The organism is Rothia sp. P5764, from assembly GCF_048512965.1.
Classification (GTDB): Bacteria; Actinomycetota; Actinomycetes; order Actinomycetales; family Micrococcaceae; genus Rothia.
Genome location: NZ_JBLXXQ010000011.1, coordinates 12,804 through 36,545, shown reverse-complemented (window position 1 = coordinate 36,545; position 23,742 = coordinate 12,804). Strand labels below are relative to the sequence as shown.

General features: G+C 50.5%; 10 protein-coding genes. 4 read left to right on the top strand and 6 right to left on the bottom strand.

The genetic code is table 11. The annotated features are described in order from the left end of the window. Window positions 1–617: 617 nt before the first annotated feature. The gene (locus tag ACN08Y_RS10770) at window positions 618–2,867 is read left to right on the top strand and encodes a S8 family serine peptidase (RefSeq protein WP_419112708.1); all 2,250 of its coding nucleotides are present in this window, start codon (window positions 618–620) and stop codon (window positions 2,865–2,867) included. Between the two features lie 369 nt (window positions 2,868–3,236). Here the strand turns inward: ACN08Y_RS10770 and ACN08Y_RS10765 are convergent, their stop codons facing one another. The 5 genes from ACN08Y_RS10765 to ACN08Y_RS10745 all read right to left on the bottom strand — a co-directional run bounded on the left by ACN08Y_RS10765 (window position 3,237) and on the right by ACN08Y_RS10745 (window position 9,300). Beyond that, on the bottom strand, window positions 3,237–3,695 hold the full coding sequence (locus ACN08Y_RS10765; RefSeq protein WP_419112707.1) for a hypothetical protein: 459 nt from the start codon (window positions 3,693–3,695) through the stop codon (window positions 3,237–3,239). Between the two features lie 300 nt (window positions 3,696–3,995). Further along, window positions 3,996–4,862, bottom strand: coding sequence for a hypothetical protein (locus ACN08Y_RS10760; protein ID WP_419112706.1), 867 nt, complete (start codon window positions 4,860–4,862; stop codon window positions 3,996–3,998). Between the two features lie 88 nt (window positions 4,863–4,950). Further along, entirely contained in the window at window positions 4,951–7,509 is a 2,559-nt protein-coding gene (locus tag ACN08Y_RS10755; RefSeq protein ID WP_419112705.1) for a hypothetical protein, read from the bottom strand. Window positions 7,510–7,689: 180 nt separating this feature from the next. Beyond that, entirely contained in the window at window positions 7,690–8,319 is a 630-nt protein-coding gene (locus tag ACN08Y_RS10750; protein WP_419112704.1) for an S-layer homology domain-containing protein, read from the bottom strand. 312 nt (window positions 8,320–8,631) lie between these two features. Beyond that, window positions 8,632–9,300 (bottom strand): hypothetical protein, encoded by a 669-nt coding sequence (locus ACN08Y_RS10745; protein ID WP_419112703.1) that lies wholly within the window; start codon window positions 9,298–9,300, stop codon window positions 8,632–8,634. Between the two features lie 94 nt (window positions 9,301–9,394). Between ACN08Y_RS10745 and ACN08Y_RS10740 the strand changes: the two genes are divergently transcribed. The 3 genes from ACN08Y_RS10740 (at window position 9,395) to mobF (ending at window position 14,220) form a co-directional block, all read left to right on the top strand. After that, on the top strand, window positions 9,395–9,820 hold the full coding sequence (locus ACN08Y_RS10740; RefSeq protein ID WP_419112702.1) for a hypothetical protein: 426 nt from the start codon (window positions 9,395–9,397) through the stop codon (window positions 9,818–9,820). A gap of 69 nt (window positions 9,821–9,889) precedes the next feature. Then, complete coding sequence (locus ACN08Y_RS10735; protein WP_419112701.1) at window positions 9,890–10,579, top strand: hypothetical protein; 690 nt, start codon at window positions 9,890–9,892, stop codon at window positions 10,577–10,579. Then, window positions 10,579–14,220 carry a MobF family relaxase gene (gene mobF / locus ACN08Y_RS10730; RefSeq protein WP_419112700.1) on the top strand — a complete coding sequence of 1,214 codons (3,642 nt, stop codon included), beginning with the start codon at window positions 10,579–10,581 and terminating at the stop codon, window positions 14,218–14,220. Before ACN08Y_RS10735 ends, mobF begins: the two co-directional genes overlap by 1 nt. 58 nt (window positions 14,221–14,278) lie before the next feature. Here mobF and ACN08Y_RS10725 read toward each other — a convergent pair whose 3' ends face one another. After that, window positions 14,279–23,554, bottom strand: a complete 9,276-nt coding sequence (locus tag ACN08Y_RS10725) for a helicase-related protein (RefSeq protein WP_419112699.1) — start codon at window positions 23,552–23,554, stop codon at window positions 14,279–14,281. Window positions 23,555–23,742 lie beyond the last annotated feature (188 nt).

Below are 23,742 nucleotides of genomic sequence, written 5' to 3'. Positions count from 1 at the left end.
AAAAACCCCCCGCCCCCCACCAAAAAAACCCCCCCCCCCACACAAAAAACCCCCAACCCCCGCCGGTAGAAACCCCAGCACCGCCAGTCAAAGCGATTACCCCTGCCCTTCCTGAAGAGCCAACCACTAGCTCAGACCATCGGGAAACTAAAGCTCCTGCTTCGCTGCCAGCTGTTGCACAAACTCCCCACCGGTCCACACCATCACTTGAGTTTGATAACCAGCTCAGTGCCAGTTTGCCAACTGCACCTTCCACCAGAGGCCCACTTGAAGTCCTTGAGTTCACAGAAAACCTGCAAGCGGCCCCAGCTCCTGAGCGGAACCTCCAGGAAAAAACCGAAGCCCCAACACCAAACACACCAGTACCGACAAGGAGCACCACCTCAGAACTTGGCAACGAATACGCGCAACCTGCTCGAAACTTTTCATTCTTTTCCGGCATCTGGTTCTGGGCACTCAGCGTGCTCGCTCTAGGCGCAGGGGCTCTCTATATCGTTTTCAAAAAGCGCATGAAAGAAGGTGACGAAGAAGTCTAAAATCACCCGGCACTAAGTCCCCAGAGAACCAGCGGTTTGTTTGACCGCTGGTTCTCTAAATGTCAAAGAGATATGGAAACAATGAAAACAACAACAAAGAAGCCCCTGATTCTTTCGGTTACAGTGCTGATGCTCTCTAGCCTCTGCACAGACCTCCCAGCATATGCCAACAACAACTCAGATATTCAACACGTAGTCGAAAAAACAGACGAAAACACAACCATTCTTGGAGCAACTGACCGCCTCATCGTCACCCTCAAAGACGAAAACACCAACAAAGACGCCCTAGCTCACGAAGCCAGCAACCTCACCAACACCGTGGATAACACCACACTCATCAAAGACCAAGTAGCAGACGATACATCTACCATCGTGCTAGAAACCGACACATTACTTACACCCCAAGAGCAGAGCGAGACCATCGCCCAGCTCGAAACTGACCCACGTATCGAATCAGTAGAACCAGACCGCCTCGTCAAAGCTATCTCTGCCAGCCCAACCACAGAACCCTACTACCCAAGACTCTGGGCCTTCAGCGCCAGCTACCTCTCCCCCAACACCGCCTGGACCAAAGGCTACACAGGCAAAGGCCAAACCGTAGCAATCATTGATACAGGCTTCTCATACCACCCAGATCTCAAGACACCAATAGCATCATACGACTTCGTATCATCAACCGCCCTCTCCCGCGATGGTAACGGCCGTGATTCAGACGCACGAGATGTCGGAAATAATGACACAAACGCAAACTGGCACGGAACCTTTATTCACGGCCAAATCGCAGCCCAAATCAACGGCCAGGGAATCACAGGCATTGCCCCTGATGCAGAAATCATCATGGCAAGAGCTCTAGGAGACAAAGGCTTAGGCTACGAATCCGACATGGCTGATGCAATCATCTGGTCAGCAGGGGGCACTATCAATGGTGTCCCCAATATTCCTCGACCAGCAACCGTCATCAACGCTTCCTTCGCATGGCCATCAGCTACTTGCTCCCCAACCATGTCTAAGGCAATCAACTACGCCCTGAACAGAAACATCCCTGTGGTCGTAGCTGCCGGCAACAACGCTGTAGATGCAGCGGGAATCAGCCCTGCTAACTGCTACCGCGCTATCGTAGTTGGAGCATCAACCTCCTGGGGCACGCTCACCGCCTACAGCAACTACGGCTCCACCCTTGATGTGCTAGCTCCTGGCGGAACCACCGGCAACGATATTTTTTCAACTACTAACACCGGCTACTCCTCCATCGGATCCCCAACCTATGGAACCAAAAACGGCACCTCAATGAGCACACCTTACGTCTCAGGTACTATCGCCCTGATGAGGCAAGCTAACCCTGGCATGACTATTGAGCAGATCCGCCAGACTCTAGTCTCCACGGGTAAAGCAGTGGGACCTTACCGGCAAATTGATACTGGTGCAGCCACAACAAGAGCAGTGGCTATGGCTCCTGCCCCAGTTAGCACTTACTCCCTGATTCCTGGATCCGGTATTGAAGCAGCCTACTGGCGATACGGCGGTAGAGCGGTCTTCGGTGAACCTACATCATCAGAATTCAGGCTCCGAGGTGGCGCAGCCGCCCAGAACTTCTCTAATGGGCGTACCCTCTACTGGAGCGCCAGCAAGGGTGCCCACCCTGTCTATTGGCGCGGAGGTATCGGTGCCAAATATAAGGCAGGCGGCTTCGAGAACCGTTACGGTTATCCACTTTTTGGAGAAACCGGCATCCCTGGTGGAGCAATGCAGAAATTTGCTACAGCATCAGGAGCAGTAACAGCGTTCTACTGGACTCCCTCGCATCATCGTACACATACCGTGTGGGAAAATGGCGGCATCGGCTCCCGCTTCACCCGTGAAGGAGGCACCGGTACTTATGGGTTCCCCTCTGAAGATGAGACACCTATTTATCATGGCTACCGTCAAATCTTCGCCTCTGGTACTACTGAAGCAAGGTTTTACTGGGCACCGAACACTGGAACTAAGGTGGTTAACGGCCGTGGGGCTATTTTCGCTCGATGGGTAGGCAATGGTGGTATTCCGGTTCACGGCTTCCCTGCAACTGATGAAGTTGAGGCCGGCGCTGGTGGCGTCACTCAGCTTTTCCGTACCGCCCACGGTGTTGAGACTGTCTACACCTGGTCCCCTGGTACAGGAACGCATACTCTCTATGGGCGCGGAGCGATCTACTGGCATTGGAGGAATAACGGCTTTACCAGTGTTTATGGTTATCCGGTTACTGATGAAGCGTATGTGGGTAACGGGGTATACCAGGTGAGGTTCAGTTCTGGTAGGGCGATCTCTTGGAGCGCTGCCAGAGGAATCTTCTAGAACAGCAGAAAACATCGGAGGGGGAAGACTCCCCCTCCGATGTTTCATGTTGACTTACTATTGTTCAACTTGCCTTCGGAAAGCGGTCAAACACTCTGATTCGCTCCCTCGCTGAACTCCAAGATCCCGCAGGTGACTATACACATCAGATAAATCCTGATCTGATAACCTGCCCTCTCGATGCATGCTCATCAAGTATCCGTAAACGTCTGAATACTTATCACCATAGATAAAGTTCTGTGAACAATACTTGATAAACGGCAGCCGAGGATTATCTTGATACTGCACCGTCAGCGCTAAGAACCGATAGGCTTCACGAAGCTCCTGAATCTCCTTCTCAAGTCTTTCAAGCTCGGAGGATGTCATTAGCTATAGCACCGTCCATGAAATGATATTTGCTACAGTTTCAGCAACTAACTGAGCACTTCCATAGTCCATACCTGCAGATGAAAGCATATTGAACAGCTTCTCTCGGATAGCTCGTTCAGGCAAGTCAGCATAGTACAGAATTTCGTCCAGGGCATCTGCCACCCCGGAAGCGTTCTGCCTCAGGGAATTTTTTGCTTTTTGATCTAGCCCCGGTATATGCCTAATAGCTTCATCAACGTTGCCAGATCGTAGGGCATCTCTAATTTTTCCTACGACAAATTTCCCCGCCTTTATCTTTATCTGGGGAGTCTGTTCCCTTCCACCCGGGTAGAACTGGTTCTCCAAGGTCGATGAAACTTCTATTTGAGAGTTCGTGTTGCGTAAATCTAGATCATTTTCCAGGGCATTGGCAGGGGAAGCCGCGAATAATGAGCCAGCGACTAATGCGCCGGAAGCCAAGGTCGTAAAAATTTTCCTACATCTCATCGGTGAGCACCTCATTCGTATGTATCGACTAATTGGCTACGCACGTTCTACGAAAATCCTCTTTGGATATTTCGTCCATGCGCATGATTTAACCGTAACAATCCGTATATTTGTTTTCAACAGTTATCTCTAATTTAGGTGCTCTCCATCCCTTTTCTTACATTAGACCCCTACTGTAATTAATCTCCGACTTGGGCATACTTTCCCAGTTTTACTTTATTCCGCATCAGATGCTGGACATTTCTACAATTAAGTAATAGGTTTAAAAGATTGTCATTGTGTTATGAGAGATAAACCGACCTTCAGATTATGGGTATAAGGGAACGTAAAGGTAGACCCCACACCCGAATCACTGATAGAAGCACCCGAACAAGTCAGTAACCACACCAACTCATCAGAACCAACCAGCTCAAAAACCTCAGGGGCGCTTTCCGCATCCCCCCACAATTGCCGGTCACTCTCAGTCTTAGCCTGCTCAATAGTGTCAATCAAAACAACCTTGTACTCACGTACTATCCCATTGTGATCAGTAATATACACATGCGCACAAGGATCAATATAATGCAGCATCCCCCACGATGAGAGCCGGTCATTAGGGTAATCCAGATTCACGTGCCCCGCCAAAACACTAGGCTTACCCACAGTCCCCAGAGGAGCAGAAGTCAAGGAAAGCACCCCCTGCGGAGCTGCGGGAATACCCGCTGAGAAATAACCTGCACTAAAGTACCCTGTGGCAACGCCACCAGCTCCATCAGGCAAGGAAGGCACCACCCAGGAGCCTGGTTCAGGTGTTATCTCGTGTAAGGGCTTATCAGTGCATTGAGCTGGGGTGGGAGTCAGGTTCTTGACGATAGGGGTAGCTAAAGGCCCGGCACCTTCTACTGGTTCAGCCATGTACCCGTACTCAGGGGCATAGTAATCAGTGGAATTACCATCTACCGTATATTCAATAGCAGGCCCGGTTGCCTCCGGATGGCGTAGCTCATAAGGCATGACGAGCTCGCCTTTACTGTTAATACTCCATCCTCCTGGCCCCAGAAGGTATGTACCGATACCAGCAAAGGCAAGGAATATGGCCGCAATAAGCAGAGCAATGAGTTTGCCTGTGGGAGATGGTTTGGGTGCAGTCTTGTTCATCATCATCTTTTTCTGAAAGGGTAGATACAAAGGTGGGGTAGGCCCTAGTCAGGGCCTACCCCGTGCTCTTATCCCCTAGAAGGGGTAAGGGCTAGTTAGTATTCTTGCGGCGCGCCAGCACAAGAGCTGCACCACCTGCTACAGCGATAAGTGCCAAGGCACCACCACCGATAGCCAGCAGATTAATACCAGAGGCTTCTGCCTGAGAACCAGTCTTAGCTGATTCACCCTTGACCACGGTGACAGGCTTCTCAGGAGTTGAAGGCTGCTCCGGGGTTACAGGCTGGCTAGGAGCCGGGGTTACAGGCTCAGAAGGCTGAGCCGGTTCTGAAGGCTCAGGAGTTACCGGAGTCTCAGGCTTCTGCACCTTACCGCTGACCTCATCGTAGTTATCATCGTCCTCTTCAAGACTGTTGTTGTCCTTAGTCCCACCTGTGTACTTATCCCAGGTAGAAGTCACAACGGCCGAATTCGTTACTTCAGTAGCGGACTCAGAGACGATACCAGTTACCTCAACGGTTGCGGTTTCACCGGTAGGCAGGACATCAGCAATCAGCCAGTAGAGCTTATCGGCCTCAACCTGCTCGGCAGAAGCAAAGCCACGCTCTACCAGAACCTGACCGGTGACAATTTCACCACGATCGGGCTTACCGAACTCTACGGTGTCCTTCTCGATACCGGTCAGCGGAAGCTCAGCCAAGAATACCTTAGTTGCATCATCAGCACCGAAAGCACCAACGGTCATAGACCAGGTGCCCTGTTCACCAGCAACTAGCTTCTCTGAAACCTGCTGCTTGTAAATCTTCACCTGCGAGTCAATCTTGGTGACCACCACATCGCAGTTATCGGTATCAGAAGCTACAACACCGTTATTGGGCTCGCACTGACCCTTCGGGTCGTAGGGGTCATACTCACCACTGATGGTTGCCTTGTTAGTGATACCGGCCCCGGCCAGGTCAACGTCCTGGGTAAGAGTACCTGAGATACGCAGCTTGAAAGTTTCGCCAGGGGTCATGCCGCCGTTAGCCTCATCAGTGTAGGTAGTGCCAGAGACAACCCCATCACCGGTAATCACTTCGAGCTTCAAGGTGCCGTCCTGAATCTTTGCCAAATCCTCAGCTGAAAGGACATCCTCGAAGACTACCTTGGGGTCAGTGACATCTGAGTCGTTCAGGCCCTCAACCTCCCAGACGATAGGGCCACCGGGTCGTAGCTCGTTCTGAGGGGTGACCTGCTTCTTAGCAATTTTCACATCAGAGACGGGCCGGGGCTTAGCGGTGACCTTCACGGAGGCATCATCGCGGTTATCGGTGTCATCTTCTACAGGCCCATTGGGCTGGAAAGGAACCTTCGGGTCGTAGGGGTCACGCTTGCCAGTCACATGGGCGTAGTTGGTTGCCTCGATAGCAACGTCTTCCCAGGCAGCTACCTCAGCAGGTACAACAGCAGTTGCAGTTGCAGTGACCTTCTGACCAGCTTTGAGCAGACCGATGTTCCAGTTCAGAGCATTCACGGTGCCTTGTGAAGCCTTGGTGATGGTCACATCGGTGGAAGTAAACTTTTCACCGGTGGTCTTATTCACGAAGGTAATACCTTCTTCAAGAACGGATGCCTTGGGTTCCTCCCATTCACCGTCGTTGAGAACTTCCAGCTGGAATGAGGCAGTGCCATCGTAGTTGATGGTTTCGGTATCAGCGGCCTTAGAGATCTTCAGGTCAGTGGGGCAGGTGGAGGTTGCCGCGTTGAAGAGGGCAACACCGAGTAGGCCCATATCCTCATTGAAGTAGTCGCTGCCTTCAACGGGGTTCGCTTCGCCAGAAAGAGATGCGCCGATGTTAATCATGGCTGCCCGGTCGGTGCCGAATTCCTCAAAGTTGGGATCATTGACGATAACAGGTAGTACATCAACGCCCGAAGCCAGCAAGCGGTCGGCTACAACCTTAGCTTCTGCGTATGCCTGCTTAGAAGACCAGGTTGCAGTGTCGAAGTCAGCGGCGTTGCCAGGACCTGAGACAACGGCGTTGCCGGCATCATCGAGGTAAGCGGTCGGGGCCCCATCAGTAATCAGTGCTAGGTGCGTGAACTTCACGCCGGTATCTGCCTGGTACTGCTCAACGGAAGTAAGGGCTGCTTCCCAGTTGGTCCCCAGAGTCTGGAAGTTTGCATCGTAGGCGGCGGGGTCTTCCCCCTTAGGTACGTTGGTGCCACCCTTGGTGACTCCATCTACCCAGGCAAGTGCTGCGGCTTTGCCTTCAGCGGTGGAGACGTCAAAAGATGCTGAGGGTGCATTCCCTGCTAGGGTGCGTAGAGTGCCGGGGACAGGCTTGGAGTAAGACTGGGCCTTCTCGTAGTTCACCGGGGAGGTCAGGCCAAAGGTGAAGATAGTGACCTTTGCGCCAGGGATTCCGGAGAGCTGTTCGATGGAATCCTTCATCTGGGCCTTCGCATCAGCGATTTCCTCAGGAGTGAAAGAGTTGGAGAGGTCCAGTACCTGAGCCATATTGACTACGCCGCACTGCGCTAGGGCGCTGGTTGCTGCTGCCGAGCCGGTAGGTTCTGCCTGGGCACCGGGCATCATGGTGAGCGATGACGCTAGCACCAGACCGGTCAGGGTAAGGGCTGAGCTGCCCTTGAACGCCTTAGAATTCATAAAGGACTTTTTTGACACGAATGTGCCTTTCTCTAGAGATGAGTTGTCATTGACCCTCTTGGCCTGAGTTTCCACGCACAAACCAAGAGGGTTGGAGCAACTGGTATTATTGCTGTTGAAAAATTCCCTGAGTGCTCACCACCATGCCCGGTGGTGAGCATTCGCTTTAAGGAGTGCTGGTTAGTGACCGTAGCGGTAGAAGAAGGTTGCTACAGCTCCACGTTCAGCTGCGACCTGGGGCCGGAAGGTGCCATCAGGCCAGCCAGTGGTGAGCCCCTGGGCCTTGAACCACTCAATTTCCTTGTAGAAGGGGTGGCTGGTAGGCACGTCCTTAAAGGAGGGGGCTGCTGGAGCAACGAACGCCGGTGAGCCTGCGTAGCGGTAGAAGAAAGCAGCTACTGCGCCACGTTCAACACCTGCGGAGGGCCGGAAGGTGCCATCAGGCCAGCCAGTGGTGAGCCCCTGGGCCTTGAACCACTCAATTTCCTTGTAGAAGGGGTGGCTGGTAGGCACGTCCTTGAAAGAGGGGCTGACCGGTGCGGTAAAGGCTGGTGAGCCTGCGTAGCGGTAGAAGAAAGCAGCAATAGCGCAGCGCTCGGTGGCCGCATGTGGCCGGACAGTGCCATCGGCCCAGCCGCGCACAATGCCCTTTTCTGATGCCCAGGTGAGTTCGGTGTAGAAGGCTCGTCCGGGTGCCAGGTCGGTGAAGTTACCTGCATTTGCTGAAGGCAGTGATGTGACGCCTACCAAAGCTGTTGTAAGCGCTCCTGCACTTGCAAGACGCAAAAAGTTTTTCCGTGAGATAGACAAGGTGATCCTCCAAAAATAGAAAGAACTGATAAGGGGTATTGGGGAAATAAGTATCCTGCTCTTCATTGGAAGGCTCCTAACTGCACAACAGGTAGGAGCCTTCCCTCGCACCGATAGAGATACATCGTCGAGACGTGAATGACAGATTTGAATCTCATCTCCATGGTCGATCCCCAGAGTGAATCGTAGAAACTCCGAGAACCGAACAATTCAATTCTATGTATTTTTTTGTAAAAGTACAGTTTTCTAGCCAATATTCACCGAAGATGACCCGTCTCAGTTGATTCGACTTGATAGCCTACCGAGAATCACCTAATCAAATCGGGAAAGCCATGTAACTAGAGAACGTGACTCCCTATCCAATTGTTCGAGTATGTCTTTTTTTTGGGCGTTTCGCAGCTCAGAGGCAACATCTACTATCCCTATATCAGAAAGAGAAATATAACCACAGGCCACCAACCCAACATGTGGGGTGACTTTGTAGAAATTAGCTACCTTCAAGACCATCTCAAAGCGCAAGCTATTACTTTTTACAAGACGCGAATAATGATGGGGCATTAAACCTAAAACCTCGGAAACTTCTTTACGCTTTTCCCCTCCCCCAATGCAATAACGCCAGCGGGAACACGCATCTTCACCAACTTCAAAAATGTAGTCAGCAGCCGGTTCAGCAACTCCCCCCCTAAACAGTAACTCAGCAATAAGATCTGTAAGCTTCACACAACTAAGCCATGGCATATCAGCAAAATCAGGAACCGGGTAAACAGACTCATATCCCTCAAACCTTGAAAGCTCCCGTAACTTCGAATGAGAGAAAGCCGATGCTATTTTCATAATTATTTCTGGTCGTACTTTCCCCTCCCGGCGTTGCAAGGAAATCGTAGAAACAGAAAGACCCGACTTTTCCGCAATCTTCCTAAGAGATACCCCCAGCGCAACCTGGTCTACCCACGCATCAAAATCAGCAGTCGAGATAGACATGATGTTCAACCCTCCAAACTAGCCTCACCTAAACACTTTCAACCACTAAGGATAACCCGCCCCGCCCATTTTTCGTTCTGGCACTGTCAGTTGCGTGCCCCGAAAGGAAATATGGAAATGGAAAGCCGAAGAGCATTTCCACTGCCAGTTTCCAGCAAAACGCTCACTCCCCTTCTTCCAGCAAAACACACTGGAAGAAGAGATCCGAAACCCACCGCAACTGTCGCATTTGCGACAGTTCCTTCATGCAGAAGAAACAACCGAACCTCTTCCAGCTAAAACAACGAACCAGCACAGAACCATCTGCAAGCAAAGAACAGAAGCTCAAGAGCACAACATGCAACCACCTACTGATGAAGCAACCAGGCAAAGCAGGAAGAAGACAGAAGAACAAAAAAGGACTTCAACACAAAGCCAGCACAGAACAACCGAGCCAACCAGCAAAGCCCAAAGACTCAAACCCACAAATCAACCAAACCTGATTTATAGAAACTTTTTTACCACACACCTGTGGCATTGAAATGCACAGGGCTGTATTTTTACTCCGCTTCTGACTTACAGAAGTCTACTCCCAGCCCTAAGAGCTGGCATGAGCACAAAACATAAGCCAGGTTCAAGGCTGTGCCCCGTCTGCGCCAGCCCTGTTCCAGAAAAGTCTTCCCGGACTCGGGTCTACTGTTCTCAGTCCTGCAAAGCTAAAGCAGCAAATAGAAAACGTGCAGGCAAACCCGTTGCTGACCCCGCAGCTACACCTGGAGAAGTCGCAAACCTACTAGCAACCATTGCGGAACTCCAAAAACGCAACCAGAAATCGGAAAGGCTCATCGCAAGACTTCGGCAACTACTACGCAAGCACCGCGCGCAATCGGCAAGGGCGCAATCGGCAATCGAAACCGCGCAACGGAAAGAACGCAGGGCAGAACTGGAAGTAACGCAGTCTGTGCAAAACCGCATCGCAAACCTCATTGCCGAGAAACGAGAACTGCAAGAACAACTCCTAGCCCGCAAGGACTACGAGGAAATCAAGCAGACCCTGGAAGAAACCAATCGATTCGCCATCGAGCAGAGTATGCAGTTCAAGCAGATGATGGACCAGATGCAGCAGAGGCTAACCCAGCTCCAGAGCACAACCCAAGTTTCCGGCTCAATACTCAACGATTACTTCTACTTCGCAAATTACTACTTCAAGAAAAAGCCACGAGAGCTGTGGGACTTCTCAGATACTTCCCGCCTCCAGCGCTTCAAGCAACATAGCCAGCGAACACGAAAGAGCAAATAATGACCGTTTCCATTTCGCGTATGGACATCAACTACTATCTGCAAACTACCGCAGCTTCTGACGGGGCTTCCCCCCGCGGCCAACTCACCGGATACTACACAGCTTCCGGTGATCCCGCAGGAACCTGGTTCGGCAACGGCCTCACAGGAATCGACATGAAATCGGAACAGACCGTTACCAAATACGCGGCAATCGCAATCTATGAAGACGCAAAGCACCCGCAAACCGGTGAGCCGCTGGGCAAGAAGCCTATAAAAGAAACGCAAGCTCCAGAAGGCGCAAAAACAGCATCTGGTAAAACCGCAAAAAGTACCCGCAAACCAGTTTCAGGTTTTGACCTAACGTTCTCTGCCCCCAAAAGCGTCTCAGTACTATGGGCTCTAGCGGATAACGGAACCAAATCACGTATTCACAACGCGCACCAAGAAGCTGTCCGCAAAACCCTTGAATGGGCAGAAGCTAACGTTATCCAAACCCGAGCTGGGGACGGTGGAATCGCAAAAGTAGAAACTAAAGGCATGATTGCTTCACTTTTCGACCACTACGATTCACGCGCCGGTGACCCCCAAATGCACACACACGCAGTTCTTGCCAATCGAGTGCAAAGGGCTAGTGATGGAGCATGGGGAACCTTAGATTCTTATGCACTCCACAAATCTGTCGTGACGATCTCCGAGATGTATAACAACATTCTTTTTGATGAATTAGCAAAAGCAGTGGGTGCAGAAGCCGAACAGCGCGATCCTTTAATGGCGGTATTAAAGCAGGAAGAAGAACCTGAAAGAAACCGCAGAATGGAACTCGCAGAAGTGCCCGATGAATTAATTGCTGAATTTTCACAAAGAACTATCGCAGTTGAAACCCGAACGGATGAGTTGATTGAAGAATGGAGAAATACCTATGGTAAGGAACCTACTAAAGAAAAAATTCTAGATTTTCGGCGTCAGGCTACATTAGAAACACGCCAACTAAAAGATTCAGAAAAACTTCCCCTTTCAGAACGCTTCGATCGTTGGAACACTCGTGCCATTAACAAAGGCTACTCCCCCGATGAAATTATCCAAAAAGCAACTGGCCGCAAAATTACTTTCTACAAATCATCTGAATTCACAGATAAAGCCCTTTCAGAAATAGCTCATGAAATCCTTAATCGAACTGTACCTAAACACCCAACATTTACCCGAAACAACCTCCTAGCATCAGCCCACAGACTCACCGCTAACCTCCGATTCAATAGCCTGGATGAGCGTGAACAGTTCGCAAACCAGCTCACAGACCTAGCCCTGCAAACAGCCGTTGAGCTTACCCCTGGACGATACGACTTAGACCATCTCAAACAGCAGGGACTAACACTACGGGGAACCAGCGTTTTTGATCGAGCCGAAGAGAAAATCTACACCACCACAGAAATACTCAATCTAGAAGCCGAACTCATGGCCGGTGTAACCTCAGCATCAGCAACCCACGTTGCAGATAATCAAAAAGCAAAAGAAGACCTCCAAGCTCACACTTCAGATGAGGGCTACCCTTTAGCACCCGACCAGCTAGAAGCCGCTCTTCAAGTCATCACTAGCCCACGCGCAATCAATGCAATCATCGGGCCAGCAGGCACCGGAAAAACCTCTACCCTAGCAGGACTACGACATGCATGGGAATCACAACAAGGAAACGGGTCAATCATAGGACTTGCCCCTTCAGCAGCAGCTGCGGAAGTGCTTGGCAAAGAATTGGGCATTCCAACAGATAACACAGCAAAGTGGATTTACGAATCTGTAGGAGATGGCGCAGCTCGCCGTGCAAAACGATACTCCGAACTCAAAGAAAAAATCTCAGACCTTGAATCACGCGCAACCCGCAATCCAGGCAATAAAAAAATTGCTTCTGCCCTCGACGCTGCCCGCACCCGTCTGACCACAACCATCAGCGAGCAGGCAAAATATCAAATCAAGCCAGGCCAGCTCCTCATTGTCGATGAAGCTTCTATGTCCTCCACTGCGGACTTACACCGGCTTTATTCCCAGACCCGGGCAGTAGGCGCAAAGATGCTACTTGTAGGAGACCCCAAACAGCTTGATGCAGTAGAAGCCGGTGGCTTCCTCGGATGGGTCGAGAACAAAAACTACGCATCAACCCTCACCAGTGTCTGGCGCTTCAAAGAAGAGTGGGAAAAAGAGGCGTCACTGAGCCTGCGGAAGGGCAACCCCGAAGTCCTGAAAGTCTATGAAAAAAACGGCCGTATTAGTGAGACAGATGATGTTCTATCCTCCGCTTACACCGCATGGAAAAAAGACATCGACTCTGGAAAGACCAGTGTCCTCATTGCCGGTCGGAACGAGCAAGTCATTGAGCTAAATCTCCGCGCGCAAAAAGACCGAATAGCAGAAGGCCTAGTGGATTCTCAAAAATCTACAGTTATCCGAACAGGTTTGGCCCACCCCGGCGACATGATACTTGCTCGGGTCAACGACAGAACCCTCATTGACTCACACGGAGAGTTCATCAAAAACGGAACACGAATGGCAGTCAAAGACATCAGCAAACACTCAATAATTGCCGCCCGTGAAGACACCGGGGCGCAAGTAGAGATACCCAAGAAATATGCTCAATCCTCAGTTGAACTTGGGTACGCCTGCACAATCCACCGCTCCCAAGGGTTAACTGTAGATACCGGTCATGTCGCTATCAGCAGCAGCTACAACCGTGAACAACTATATGTAGCGATGACCCGAGGCAAACTGAATAATCAAATGCACGTTCCCTCCGGCTTACCAGAAGACGAACGCCCAGACTCCCCAGACAATTGGGGAATCATGCAAGCCCGCACCCCCGAATCTGCAATGGAAGTACTTAACGGAATCATCAATAAGTCCGACGTTGATAAAACCGCCCATGAAGTTCGAGACGCAGAGCACGGCTGGGCAAACGACCTGGGACGAGCAGTATCAGAACTCGACTACGTCAGGGATCTATCAGCTACCCGAAGAACTTACCAATGGCTCACTAACGAGCTAGAAATTAGTCCCGAGCAAATAGCAGACCGGCCAGACGTTAAAGAGCTCATTAGAGCAGCTAAAGAAGCAACTATTGACTACTCCGAACTACCCAAGAGCATCGCTAGCATTAAAGACGCCACCAAGTACCTTGCCAAGTACAAAGAGGAGAAGCCCACTGAACTAGTTCCTCCCGTATGGTTCGCAAGTGACGATGAAGCTGAAGCTCAGAAGGCAATCCTGGAAAAAATCAATACTCGTGTACGCCAAATTCAGGGTATCCATTCTGAACAAGAGTGGTACAAAGAAATGGAGAAGGATTATTTTCTCAACCCTAGTTGCTACCGCGAAATCATCATCTGGCGGGCAATCTCAAAGCAGGAAGACGCAAAGACCGCGCTAGGTAAGAAGCCACAAAATAATGAGCGTAGGCTTACCTCTCACTACCAAAGGCTTCAAGACATCCTCAATTTCAAAGTCCAGAATGCCTACGATGATAAAACCTGGAATGCAAACGATTACAACAACAGCTGGGACCAGCCGGGCCAAACGCCCAATACCCCAGACCATGATTACGACAAATGGCCCGATTGGGATCAGCCGGGCCAAACGCCCAATACCCCAGACCATGCACATGGTTACGATTTTTGATTTTTGAAAGAAGGACGGCCTTTCACCAGGAGTTGGTAAAAGGCCGTTCTTCCTCTAACTATCTATCCATACCTAAATCATCTAGTACAGGCGGAATCGGGAAACCAGGAGCCTGACCAACTTCAGAGGTGGCACGGAGATTTTTAGCTACTTGGGGTGAACTAAATTGCCCACGCAGTCGTGTAGCCTCAGCTTGCTGATGTTGCTCAAATACCGTTGCCGGATAAGAAGAAGCAATAGCATAGACTCTTGATCGCTGGTGACCGGCCATAAGATTCTGCAACCAGACATGAGACTTCCCCGGCTCAGCATCATGGATAGCTTCATTTACAACAGCTAAACCACCAGCTTTAAGCTGCACCAAATCACCACGGCTCAGCTGGTTAGTCCTTACCTGAATGGCAGCACCCTGAACACCAAAGCGTTTTTCTTCGCATAGGGGTTCTTTTAGCCTAATGAGCTCTCGGGGTTGCATGACAAAGTCTCTTGATTGACCTGTTCCATCCTCAATACTGGCCAGAATAGCTCCCGAATCATTGAGGCTTACTCGTTCGACCTTCGCAACTCTCGGAGTTCCCGTAGAGTCATAGAAACGCATAGCGTCACCATGTCGCAGGCTATCGGCTTGCCTACTTGTCCAATGCTCAGAGTAGACATTCGAGGGAAGATATTGTTCAACAGTGATAGTCGCATACGGTGGTTGCACTGTTTCTAGCATCTTTTCCGGCCCTAAGAATGAGATAGCGATATTACCGCTAGGACGTATTTGAGCATCATACACTGGATACCACTGCCCAGTGCCAGGATCAGCGATACGGTCCCCACGTCTTACCTGGGAGTACCTCAAAACCCCAATTACACGGTCAGAGGCATCCAGGGCAGCAGGGGTTGTAGTGAGATTGGTGTCTCCGGCATACCCCATTTCTCCTAAAGCTGCTGCCGGGGGCTCCACAGGAGGAGCAGGGTCTACCGGTGCAGGCCTTTGCTTCTCGGGTTCAGACTCAAGGCTAATCTTCTCCGGAATCAGAGTAGTTTCACCATCAGAGGCAGAAACAGTTACAACTGGGGCGGAGCTCCCGGTGCCTGCTTCAACGTAGGAAACTTCACCGTGTAGCTCAACATGACTGCCATCAATACTCATTCCCCGAACGGTAACCAGATCGTGCACATCTAATGACTCAACATCCACTGAAGCTGTTTCCTGGTATTCAATAGCTACGTCTAATGAAGCCTTGACAATCTTGACCGCCGCCAAGCTACGTTCATCGTATTTATGATCCAGATGAACCGGGTAAAGCGCGTAGTCTTCAATATCCAGGTCAGCGGAAGCACTGGGCACTTGAACAACAGACAACTGACCAGTAGCAGATTCATACACTTTCAGATAAGGAACTGGTTCCTTATCCTCAAAAACTCCCGTTTCAATAACCAGAACTTCGTTCATGGAAACAGCTGAGAGTTCACCATCTGCTTCACGTTTGACCATATCGCAAAGGCTCACCTCGTCACCGACTTCAATATCCCAAATGGGTACAGCCCCATACGAGCTCAGGACTGCAAGCCGGTTAACATTTTCACCGCGGCGAATTTCATCAAGAAACTCCAGGCTGTTCTCCAGCGGAGTGAACTGGGCATCATCAGCGGTTTTTGATGTCACGTAAATGAAGTAATGCCCGCCAGAAGTATCTTCAAGAAGGACGTTAACACCGCGCGAAAGATAATCTACCTCTGTCACCATACCGACCAAAACGTCATCTTCAAGAGGTACGCGTTCTTTGCCTGCTTTGAGCTGGCTCAAGGCAGGCAAATTTTTAGTACCCAATTCCAACCCCGTTGGGTCAATAAGAACCCAGTCACCTGGAACCAGATCCTTATAGGTAAGGTACTCATGAACTTCGCTTTCAAACCCTGCTGCTTTCAGGGCCGCACGGGCCAAGCCTAAGTTGGCGTCACTATCCATAGAGACACCTAAAGTAGAAATATACCCATCCTCATGGACAACGGCTCGACCTGAAGATGCTTCGGCTACAGCATCGCGTAAAGCTTCGATGTCCTGGACACCGTGAACTTTGACGCGTTTCTCGCTTCCTGTTGGGGAATCCACAAGCTCGTAGTCAAGCTGAATCTTCTGGGCAATAGGACCTTCCTGATTAACTGGGTCCGTCCCAGGCTCAGGACTTGGGGCAAGATTACCTTCCTTTGCCAGCATTTGTTCTTCCCGCGCAGCTTCAACAGAGGCAACAATCAGATTTTCGTGCTCTATATTTGTGGCCTCTAGTTCTGTGTCCATGCCCTTTGTAATCGCTGTATCTTCAACATCAACTAAAGTGGCCGTTTCTACTTGATCGATAGGGTTCAAGCTATTTTCATGCGCCACGTTCTCAGTGGGTTCTTCAGGGGCAGGGTACTTTGACCTGTCGAGTTCAATAATTTTGTTGAACCCTGGGACGGCCAGACTTGGCAGAGTCATAAAGGAGTCGGAAGTAAGCTCAGGCTCATATGCGGCCCTTTCTAAGGACTGCCCACGAGCATCAATATCGGACGGGTCGCCGTCAACAAACACAGAAACAAGGGTTCCCCCGTACACTTCCATCCGCTGTTCTGCGCCGTCAATATCCAGTATGATGCCATAGCGGATACCGCCGTAGCTACTATGACTCTTTAAGATACCGCTCAGACGTTCAAGAGTGTCGCCTGGTGTAGCTTCAAGAGAAACGACTGAACCGTAAAGGGACGGGTCGATCTCTCCAACGATTACCGCTCTCGTTTCCACGCCTGACACCATAGCTTTTTCATCGAAGGTCAAGGCACCATAACGGCGGGCAATAATCCCACCAATGTTTGTGCCGTCCATGCGGGTGACCGAACTAAGGTCATCACCTGCCGGCGCATCAACTCCACGGTATTTGATAATCGGTCGCCCACCCATGCCAATACTGTGGATACGAACCTGACCTTTCTTCCCTGATTTCGGGTCAAGAACGGCCACATTAACCACATCCCCCGGACGCAGGTCACTCACCTTAGCTGAGGTGGTGAGCTCGCCTAGGATAAGGCTCATCTCATCCTCTGTTAAATCACGGCCCCGAATAATATCATCCCAAGTAAGCTCACCTTGGTCTGATAATTTACGCACAATCGAACCATAGCCTTTATGGACAGATTTCTTGGTGAAAGGGTCCTCGAACTTGTGCCGGCCATTCCACGCATCCCCTCTTTTTCCAAGACCCTTAATGTCTCGACGCAGCAGATCACCAGGGTAAAGCCTCTCGTCAGTAACGAGGGAACGTTCTCGTTCCGCATTTTCAGCTGCTTTAGCTGCGGCCTCAGCTTCTGCGTCCAGGTCAACCACATCATGGTGGATAAATTCGACAGGGTCAGCGCCGTACCCTCTCTTGACCTTAATCTGATAAGCCTGCCCGTCCGTATCTTCTAGCCCAATGACAAACTCAGGGTAGGGTACGGACGGGTCCCCGCTAATTTCTTTCACAGTACCGGTAACGGCTTTTTGGGGGTTACCAGGTAGTTCTGATGTCTCATCGGCAACAAAGGTAGTGAGCTTATCCCCTACCTTCATCTTGTCTCGGACATACCGAACATCAGCTGAGCCCCGCCTCATAAAAGCGTCTTCCGGAGCCATCGAAAGTAAAGCCTTATCGCGCCCATCAATAGCCGAGAAGAGCCTCGTCACATGAGTGAAATTGATGGCAGGAGATAACTCAAAGATGTTCTCAGATGAGATGTCAGCGCCCTCCTCTACAAGATACTTCCACCCACGTTCATGGTTTGTCCGGTCAATAGGATGCAACAGATAGACCCGGTAGAGCCCCCGCCCCACATCGTATTGTTTTTTACTGATTTCAATGACGTCACCCTCACGCAGGGAATATGAATTATCATCGAGAAAAGTGCCATAGAGTTTAGCGTGTTCTTCATCAGTAAGGGTCGCAGTAGTATCCTCTGCTCTACTGTCTTCTTCTAGCTCATCTACTTCAAGTGAGGGCAGTTCAAGCTCTGAGGCCAGCATGTCAAGGCGAAGAAGCTTTTTATCAAGTTCATCTTGGCCTGAAAAAGCGCTAGTTGCATCATCACGGACTTTTTCCAGGCGCGTCAAAGATCCCTGCAACTTATCAAGCTGTTTCTGCGCCCGCTCGGTTGCCGAGGATAGACCAGCTGCGGAGTTAAAAAAGCGCATGACCTGGCCTCGTCCTGAAAGCTGACCAGAATTCAGAGCTCCGATTGAAACGTCCCAGCCCGAACCAGAAATGACCTTCATACTGACCGGATCAACAAGGTTTACCTGCAAAAGATGTGCTCCAGGTACAAGCGATACAACAGCCGGGATGTTGCCCACTTTACCAAGCTGGAAGTATGTTCCAGGAGCAACAGCATGAGTTCTCATAGCGGCAAGAGAAAGAACCTGAAGCATTTTCGCTCCAGCCTCATCTCCCTTTGTGTCAAATGAAGCATCCCCGATAATAATCGGGTCCCCTTCAACAGCTTCATACTCTCTTGCGTTATGGAGCAGTTTAAGAGTGGAACCTAACCCCTCAGCTCTCTGAGCAGTAGTAGCAATCTCAAACTCAATCTCCTTAACGTCAGAGATTTCGTTATTCTTTTGCATCATCAGGTTCTGAACTTCGGCAGCAAGAACCATATACTCAGCTACACGCTCATCGCCAGCAAGGGAAGCAATCATCATTCTGGGGTCCCCATCACCAGCCAGCGACTCCATCGCCTGCAGCCCCCCAATACTCTTGAGCTGATTCAAGGACTTCGATTTACGCTCCAGAATTTGCCACTGGTACGCGTCAAAGGTCCCTACCGTGCCATATGAGAGAATTTCAATTTCTGAGTTCTGATTTCCTTGTCGGAGTCCACGGCCTTCACGTTGTTCAAGGTCTGCTGGCCTCCACGGAATATCCACATGGTGAATAGCGGTTAACCTGTTTTGTACGTTCATGCCTGTACCCATTTTCTGGGTAGAACCAATCAATACGGCCACTTCCCCATTACGGCATCTCTTAAAGAGTTCTCCTCGTTCCTCATCGTTATGAGCATCGTGGATATAAGCGATTTTCTCCCCCGGAATACCGGCTAGAATCATCTCTTCTTTTAAGGCGTCATACATGTTGAACTCACTCGCACCTGTAGGAGTTCCTTGATCACAAAAGAGAACCTGCAACCCACCGGGGATAGGGGATAATTCTTTATTTGTGTCAAGGTATTGGTGCTGAGAGTACTGTTCATAGATACGAGCTACTTCACCAGCAACCTGCCGGGGCCGGCCACCATCGTCATCTGCTTCCAGCCCAACCATGCGCGGGTCAAGGGCTACCCTGCGTGCTCGGCCAAGGATCTCAATGATGTAATCATCTGGCCCAGGGCTCTCCATTGTGGCAACAATGTCTTTCATGTACTCCTGAACATGCTCAGAAGCCATGCGGGTCTTTGACTGCATACCACCTTCAATGACAGAAGGTAGCTGTTGAGGAATCTGCTCACGAGTCACAGTAGAGGTATAGAGGCTCACAACTTGCATAAGCTGTTCAAGATTTTGGTATTCCGAGATTTTATTGACGATACGGAAGCCGATACCTGAAGGCTGAACTTCCATTGCAGCCTCGGCCTTAGTGAAGACACGTGCCCAAGCGTCAATTGAGCTGATACCCATATTTTTCGCTAGATCAGGTCGCAGGTAATGCATCATTACCCACAGCTCAGAAAGCGAATTAGCCACAGGGGTGCCCGTTGCAAAAGTCACGACTGCTGGAGCTTGGTTCTCCCCGTTTGAAGCATCAATCTTGTCTTCACGGAGTGCCCGCAAGATGTAATCCAGGTCAGATGCTCGCATAGAACCTGCGCATGAAAGCTCAGCGTACTCAGAGGCACGGGCCAAGTTCTTATAATCGTGAGCCTCATCAACGAAAAGGTAGTCGCAACCGAGTTCTTCAAAGGTGACTCCCGAGTCCTTCCGATTCATCAGTTTAGCCATGCGCGTCTCCATACGTTTGATAACGCCCTGGAGGGTTTTAGTCGATAGCTCGTCTCCACTTGTGGCCTCTTTTTGCAACCTCAGAGCTTCAATATCTTCACTCAGGAACTGTGCCTGCCGCGCAGCTGAAATATTGACTCGATTAAAAACGGATTGAGGCATAATCACCGCGTCCCAGTCGCCAGCTAGGGATTTAGCTGCGTATAGTTTGCGGTCTTCGGGAGTGATGCCCGTAGGTATCATCAGCACATTGGAAGTCGGTGCCCATTGAGCGAATTCACGGGTAATCTGCTCTACCAAGTGGTTCGGTACAACAAAGAGCGGCTTATTAGCGATACCTCGGCGACGCAATTCCATCGCACCCATAATCATGGACCCTGTTTTGCCTGCCCCCACTACGTGATCCAGCAAGACTGCCGGTTCATGGGTAATACGGGCAACCGCTTCTCGCTGATAAGGGTGCGGGGTGAATTCTGGAGAGATGCCCTCTAATTTCAGATGCTCACCTAACACCGAATAGTCCGGAGCTACATAAGAGTTGAAGATACGATTGTATTCCCTCTCCACTTGGGCTACCCGGTCAGAGTCAGAAACAACCCACTGTTTGAAGGCATACTCAATCTTGGCCGCTTTCATGCGGGCAAGCTTCGTTTCTTTTTCGTTGAGAACTTTCTTCTCGTTCCCATATTCGTCTGTAACGGTATCGAGTACTTTAGGCTGGCGATTGTTCATCACAGCATCAAGTAGTTCTGCGGGATTACGCCTTCGGGTGCCGTACTGGTGACGAACTGAAGCATCCATACCAGCCGACCGGTGAGGTACCTTCCAACCATCATTTTCTGGTTGGCGGGTAACCGGCAACGGCACTTTGAAGGTGTCCAGAATGAAATGTTCGTACTGTTCAGCTGAGAAGAATGAAGCACCTACCTGGACGTGGATTTTTTCAATACCAACCCAGGCCGGTAGCACTTCGCGCAAAGCTTCTACATTCGTGCTAAAAGCGGGGTTCAACGCCTCAGCATTTTCGGCCGTTGCCAGCTTCGTCCGGACATCACCAGAGAGGTACTGAACAGCGGGTATCAGTTCGCCCGTTCCTGGATCATCAAAGACTAAGGTTCCTAGTGCCTCCCTTGCCTGCTGCTCATCAACGTTCAGAAGCTCGGCTACACGCCCTAAATCTACCCGGCGCAATTCATCTAGGCTGATAGAAAGAGCATCTGCGGCGTTTTCGGCCCGTTCTGGGCGTACTTTCAGAGCGTAAGTAGCTGCTTCAAAGAGCTTAGATTTACTTCCTACGAGCTCTTCATCATTGAAGTTTTCAAGAGCAAGTAGTTTACCGTAATCAGGGTCCCCTCGCAGTACCACCAAATGGTCTTGAACTTTGCGGAAAGAATCAGAAGCGTTAGCTTCTTCTTCCCACTCAGCTAGAACTGAAGGTTCAGGCTCTAGCTCTTTAATCTGGGCGCGAGTCAGACCTTCGGTATCTTGTGTTTCCAGCCAGCTCTCCCGCAAAGCCTTGAGACGAGCGTTCACCTCAGTTTTCTTAGGCTTCGGCCCGCTAGTTAATCTGAACCGGTTGATATAACCGTATTTTCCAACATATAGGTCGTACTTCTGGTGCAGAGATTCTAGAGCTGTAGAACGTTCTTGATCGTCCCGTGCATCAATGACCGACCGGACCTGTTCCTTTAGCCCAATAAGCTCACGGACTTCAACAACGCTCACTCCTCGTTTAAGCCTTGCATGAGTCCATACATCTTCCAAGGCATCGTAGACCTGGACTTGACCAAGCGTTGGTTCCCAGCGGACCGTTCCAGAAACAGAAAATTGCGAGTTCTCAGTGACAACTAACCCACCCGGCGCGAATCGCCCTAAACGCCGTTCAGCTCCAGGTGCAAGCACGGGGGCATAGCCCAAGCCATTTTCTGTTGCCGCCGCGATCTGCCCTTCAAGTGCAACCCGAATCCTAGTAGCAAGCACTTCATCGTTATCAGGGCTTTTGACAATTTCAACGGTTTTCCCGAACTGATTTGTGTCGTAGATTTTTTCACCCAAAACATACTCAGGATGTTGGTCGAAAAAGCGTGAGGTGGCGACTTTCTCCCCATCGACCGTTACGGTGTACCCATCAACCCACTCAGCGGCCGCTTTTTTACGGTCATGGGCAACATCTTCCTCTCGTTTGCGGAATACCAGAATATCGGTGCTCACTCTTGCACCAGCAACTCGTGAAAAAGCGTGGTCTGGAAGCCTCACCGCTGCAACAAGGTCAGAATGCTCAGCGATAAGTGCCCTAGCCTTTGCTTTTTGGGCATCCATCGTATAGCCGCTAGTGATAAAAGCTCCATAACCACCCGGGGCTAGGTGCTTCATCGTCTTGTTGATGAAGTAATTATGGATGCTCAGTGATTCAGTGTTATCAATCGGATCATGAACAACATAAGACCCAAATGGCACGTTTCCAATAGCTGCCGAAAGAGCTCCATAGGGTAAACGGGCTCTTTCATACCCCTGGGAGCGGATAGTAGCTGACGGGTAAAGATAGTGTGCAATCTGAGCAGAAAGGTTATCGAGTTCAACGCCAATCATCTGCGCTGATTCAGGAGCTGCCCCGATGAAGTTGCCCGAGCCGCAACCAGGTTCAATTACTGCACCCCCAGAGAAACCCGCAGTTTCTAGGCTCCTCCACATAGCCCCAACTACCGCGGGGTTTGTGTAGTGCGCGTTCAGAGTAGTTGCTTCTGCCTCAGCGATTTCTTCTGAAGTCATGAGCTTATTCATGCGTTCATTCAGCTGCTCAAAATCAGGATATTTTTGGGGCTGAAAAATTTCTGGAACGGCTCCCCAGGACGAGAAGCCGGCCAAAGTCTTTTGTTCTTCAGCGGTAGCATATCTGCGTTCCTGAGTCAGCTTTCGGACAAGCTCAATAGCATCCAAATTAGCTTCGGCCCGCGCGCGAGCACCTGATGGGACCGTAATCGTCCCATCAGGCGCGTAGTCAATGGGTTCCCCCGTTACAGCTGGCTCAGTTGTTCCTTGTCCGTCCTGTCCAGTTTCACCGCCCGAATCTGCGCTACTGCTTCCAAAAGGAAGTTCTGCATCTTCTCCACCTGCTCGGCGCTCATCTCCGGTAACTCCTGAACGGGCGGAGTCCTCTTGGGCTCGTCTTGCAGTCTCTCCAGCCAGAATCTCCGAAGCAGGGCTTGTTCCCATATCTTCAGGTCTTTCAGCATCGGCATCTCCGGCAAAGCCCCAAATTTCTCCTCGAAGCTCTCCTGCATCGGTGTTAACGCTTGATCCCAGAGCAGATTCGCCCATCGACCCGGACGATTCCGCCACTCTCTTTCCAGGCTGTTTTCCTGTTCTTCTATCTGCTCCCGGATAAAGGCCGGCTCGGTCCACTCGTTCATTGTTTTCTCCTTCCGCCCCAAAAAGAGCGAATTCATTGTTATTCTGCTGTTCTGCCATTTTAAAAAACCTCAAAGCTGTATGAGTACGTACTTAATGAATAAACACGGACCGAAGCG